The sequence below is a fragment of the Hydrogenophaga sp. 70-12 genome (assembly GCF_001897365.1).
Taxonomy (GTDB): domain Bacteria; phylum Pseudomonadota; class Gammaproteobacteria; order Burkholderiales; family Burkholderiaceae_C; genus Hydrogenophaga; species Hydrogenophaga borbori.
On sequence record NZ_MKSS01000013.1, the window covers coordinates 1 to 4,309 of the forward strand.

Annotated in this window: 3 protein-coding genes; 1 reads left to right on the top strand and 2 read right to left on the bottom strand. The window is 72.4% G+C overall.

The window, feature by feature from the left end; genetic code table 11:
* Positions 1–257 precede the first annotated feature (257 nt).
* Entirely contained in the window at positions 258–1,100 is an 843-nt protein-coding gene (locus BGO22_RS00850; protein WP_070400461.1) for a creatininase family protein, read from the bottom strand.
* 35 nt (positions 1,101–1,135) lie between these two features.
* Positions 1,136–2,353: a class I SAM-dependent methyltransferase gene (locus BGO22_RS00855; RefSeq protein WP_239478245.1), complete on the bottom strand. Its 1,218-nt coding sequence runs from the start codon at positions 2,351–2,353 to the stop codon at positions 1,136–1,138.
* 199 nt (positions 2,354–2,552) lie between these two features.
* On the opposite strand from BGO22_RS00855, the gene BGO22_RS00860 reads away from it, so the two are divergent.
* A partial coding sequence (locus BGO22_RS00860; protein ID WP_286848356.1) for a protein-disulfide reductase DsbD domain-containing protein occupies positions 2,553–4,309 on the top strand: 1,757 nt, incomplete at its 3' end.

Below are 4,309 nucleotides of genomic sequence, written 5' to 3' on the forward strand. Positions count from 1 at the left end.
GCGTTTCGGGGACGGCGGTGTGGGTGCCCGGGCGCAGGCCCCATTCGCGGCTGCCACAGAGGCCGAGCGCCGAAGCGGTGTTGAAGAGACAACGCAGGCCCACCCAGGTGGTGGACCGCGAGCGTGGGCCGGAGAACGGGCACCCACACCGACGGCCCAAGCGACGCAGTGACGAGGAACATTGACGAGAAACAGCGCCCCGAAGCCTCAGCGCAAAGCAGCGACCCGCCCAGCGGCGCATCGCCCACCCGCCCAGATCAGCCCGCCGATCCGCCCTGCCGCAGCGTGTCCGCCGGCAACCGGTCCATCTCCACCAGCAGCTTCGCCAACGCCCGCCCCGCCGCGTCGAGCAGCGCACGGCCGTTCTCCGCCGTGGCTGCGGCCGCGTTGCCCGCCGCGCCCGCCGGGTTGAGGTCCTGTGCCTGCCAGGCGAACTTCGCGCTGCGGCCATTGCCCAGAATCTCGAAGCGCTCGGCGCGCTGCTCGCTGCTGGACACGAAGTTGCGCGCCAGTTCCATGCGCACCCGGCCCGGATTGAGCACCCGCATGAGCGCGGTCTCGACCTCGCCCGCGTGCGCGCCGAAGCGCTGCTCGTGCGCGGAAAAACGCGCGTTCACGTCCTGGCCATGGGCGTCGAGCAGCGGCAGCTGGAACCAGCTCGTGCTCACGACCAGCAGGCCGCGGCGCGCGCGCAGGTCGCGCGCCACCGGGTCCAGCAGGCCCACCTGGCCGCCGTGCGTATTGAAGATCAGCAGCTTCTTCACGCCCGCATCGGCCACGCACTCGGCCAGCTCGGTCCACAGGCGCATCAGCGTGTCGGCCTTGAGCGTGAGCGTGCCCGCGAAGGCCGCGTGCTCGGGCGAGAAGCCCACGGCCTGCAGCGGCAGGAACAGCGCGGGCAGATCGGCCGGCAGGTGCCCCTGAGCGGCCTCGATCACGCCGCGCGCGATGTCGGCGTCCACCGACAGCGGCAGGTGCGGCCCGTGCTGCTCGGTGGCGGCCACGGGCAGCACGGCGATGGCGCGCCCGCGGTCGAGCGCGGCGAACTCGGCGCTGCCGAGGTCTTGCCAGTAACGCGAGGAGGGGGTGGCGGCGGACATCGCCCGATCTTACGGGCGCCGCCGCCGCCCGCGGCTCAGCGGTAGAGCCAGCGGCGCGACCACGGCAGCTCCGCCGCCGGCCGGCCCGAGGGACGGCACAGCACCTGGAACAGCGCGATCTGATCGTGCTCGAAGGCCCAGGCACAGCCCGCGAGGTAGACGCGCCAGATGCGCCAGGTCTTTTCGTCCACCATGGCGCGCAGCGCGGCGGCCTTGGCCTCGAAGCGCTCGCTCCACAGCCCGCAGGTGCGCGCGTAGTGGCGGCGCAGGTTCTCGATGTCGAAGGCCTCCAGGCCACCCTCCTGCAGGGTGCGCAGCACGGTGGCGATGTGCGGCAGTTCGCCGTGAGGAAACACGTAGCGCTCGATGAAACTGCCGCCGCCGTTGGCCGTCTCGCCGTCGTTGGCGTCGGTGCTGGTGATGCCATGGTTCATGGCCCAGCCATCGGGCTTGAGCAGCTTTCGGATCTGCTGGAAGTACGGCACCAGGTGCTCCAGGCCCACGTGCTCGAACATGCCCACGCTGGTGATGCGGTCGAAGGGGCCGTCGTTGATGTCGCGGTAGTCCTGCAGGCGGATGTCGATGCGGTCCTGCAGGCCGGCGCGGCGCACGCGCTCGGTGGCCAGCTCGAACTGGTTCTTCGACAGCGTCACGCCCACGCAGTGCGCGCCGAAGCGTTCGGCCGCGCGCAGCACCAGCGCGCCCCAGCCGCAGCCGATGTCGAGCAGGCGCTGGCCCGGTCGCAACTGGACCTTGCGCAGGATGTGGTCGATCTTCTTCTCCTGCGCCTCGTCCAGGCTTTCGTCGCCGTTCTCGAAGTAGGCGCAGGAATAGACCATGTTGTGGTCCAGCCACTCGCCATAGAAGGCGTTGGAGACGTCGTAGTGGTACTGGATGGCCTCGGAATCGGTCTCGCGCGTGTGCCGGAAGCTGCGCTTGATGCGTCCCATCAGGCCGCTCTCGGGCTGGGCGTGGTTGGCCAGGCCGTGCGCCGCCGCCAGCACGTCGCCCAGCGAGCCATCGACGTCGATCAGGCCCTCGACATAGGCGCGGCCCAGGGTGTCGAGGTTGGGGTCGATCAGCAGCGGCAGGCCGCTCGCGTCCTTCACGCGAATGGTGACCTGGGGGCGCTCGAAGCGGCCCAGGTCGATCGGCTCGCCGCCGTCGCGCCAGTACAGCCGCACCGGCAGGTTGACCTTGTCTTGCATGCGCCGTGCCCAGGGCATCAGCGCCATTTCCACGATTGCTCCCATGCAGGACCCCTCCAATGGTGGTATTGACGTCAAGCCAGTCCCGGTTTTACCGAAAAAACCGGCACCGTGAACCACCGATGACAAATCGACACCGGTCGCGGGTGGGCAAAGGCCGTGCCCGGCAAAGGCCCCGGCGGAACTCGGGCGCCGCCACCCGCTCCTACCCGGCGCGCGCAAGCGCCCGACAATCCCTCCCGTCATGACCCTGCTCCTGTCCCTGGCCGCGCGCGCGCGGCGCCTCCTGTTCGCCGCCCTGGGTGGCCTGGCCCTGGGCCTGCCCGCCGCCGTGCCGGCCCAGACCCTCGGCGCCATCATGAGCGCGGCCCCGGCCGGCGTATTCCAATCGGATCAAACACGGGCCGAGTTGCTGGCCCACGCGCCCGACGGCGCCGGCCCCGGACGCACCGTCTGGCTGGGCCTGCGCCTGGACCACGCCCCGCACTGGCACACCTACTGGAAGAACCCCGGCGACTCGGGCCTGCCCACCGAGCTGCGCTGGACCCTGCCCGAGGGCGTGAGCGCGGGCGAGATCCACTGGCCCACGCCGCGCAAATTCCCCATCGGCACCCTGGCCAACTACGGATACGACGGCACGGTGGTGCTGCCCGTCCCGCTGAAGGTGAGCGACAACTTCAGCGGCAATGCCCTGGACGTCAAGCTGCAGGCGAGCTGGCTGGTCTGCCGCCAGGAATGCATCCCCGAAGAGGCCAGCTTCTCCCTGAGCCTGCCGGTCCAGGGCGGCAGCGCCGGGCACGGCGATCTGTTCGCGGCCATGCGCGAGGCCCGGCCGCGTGAGCAGCCCGCCGGCGCCAGCCAGCTCGTGCCCGAGGACGGCTTCCTGCGCGTGGCGCTCGACGGCCTGCCCGCCGCCTGGCGCGGCCGCGACCTGGAGTTCTTCCCCGAGCTGGGCGGCGTGATCGAACCCGGCGCGGCCTGGACCCAGGCCTGGGACGGCGCGCGCTGGACGGCGCGCGTACCGCTCTCGCCGCAGCGCTTCGACAGCCCGGCCAGCATGGACCTGGTGGTGGCACCGGCCCGGCCCGCCGGCGAGGGCCCGGGCGAGCCCGGCGCGCGCCTGGCCGCCGTGCCGGTGCACGGCAGCTGGCCCGCCGCCGCCCCGCTGCCCACGGCCACCGTGCCCGACGCCCTGCAGGCCGCGCTGGACGCCAATGCCGCGCGCGCCTCGGCGGTCCCGCCCGGTGGCGCCACGCCGGCCAGCGCGCTGACCCTGGGCGCGGCCCTGCTGGGCGCGCTCATCGGCGGCCTCATCCTCAACCTCATGCCTTGCGTGTTCCCGGTGCTGGCCATCAAGGTGACGGGCTTCGCCCAACACGGTGGCGACGCGCGCGCCCACCGCGCCCATGGCCTGGCCTACACGGCGGGCGTGGTGCTGTCCTTCCTGGCGCTGGGCGGCCTGCTGCTGGCCCTGCGCGCGGCGGGCGAACAGCTCGGCTGGGGTTTCCAGCTGCAGAGCCCGGCCGTGGTGGCCGCGCTGGCCACGCTGTTCACCCTCATCGGCCTGAACCTCGCGGGCCTGTTCGAGTTCGGCAACGTGCTGCCCAGCCGCTTGGCCACGCTGCAGGCCCGCCACCCCACGGCCGACGCCTTCCTCACCGGCGTGCTGGCCACCGCCGTGGCCTCGCCCTGCACCGCGCCGTTCATGGGCGCCTCGCTGGGCCTGGCCATCGCCCTGCCGGCACCGCAGGCCCTGGCGATCTTCGGTGTGCTGGGCCTGGGCATGGCCCTGCCCTACCTGCTGGCCAGCGCCGTGCCCGCCGTGGCGCGCGCCCTGCCGCGCCCGGGGCCCTGGATGCAGCGCTTCAAGCAGTTCATGGCCTTCCCCATGTTCGCCACCGTGGTCTGGCTGCTGTGGGTGCTGGGCCAGCAGAGCGGCATCGACGGCGCGGCCGCGCTGCTCATGCTGCTGGTGGCGCTGGCGCTGGCCATCTGGTCCCT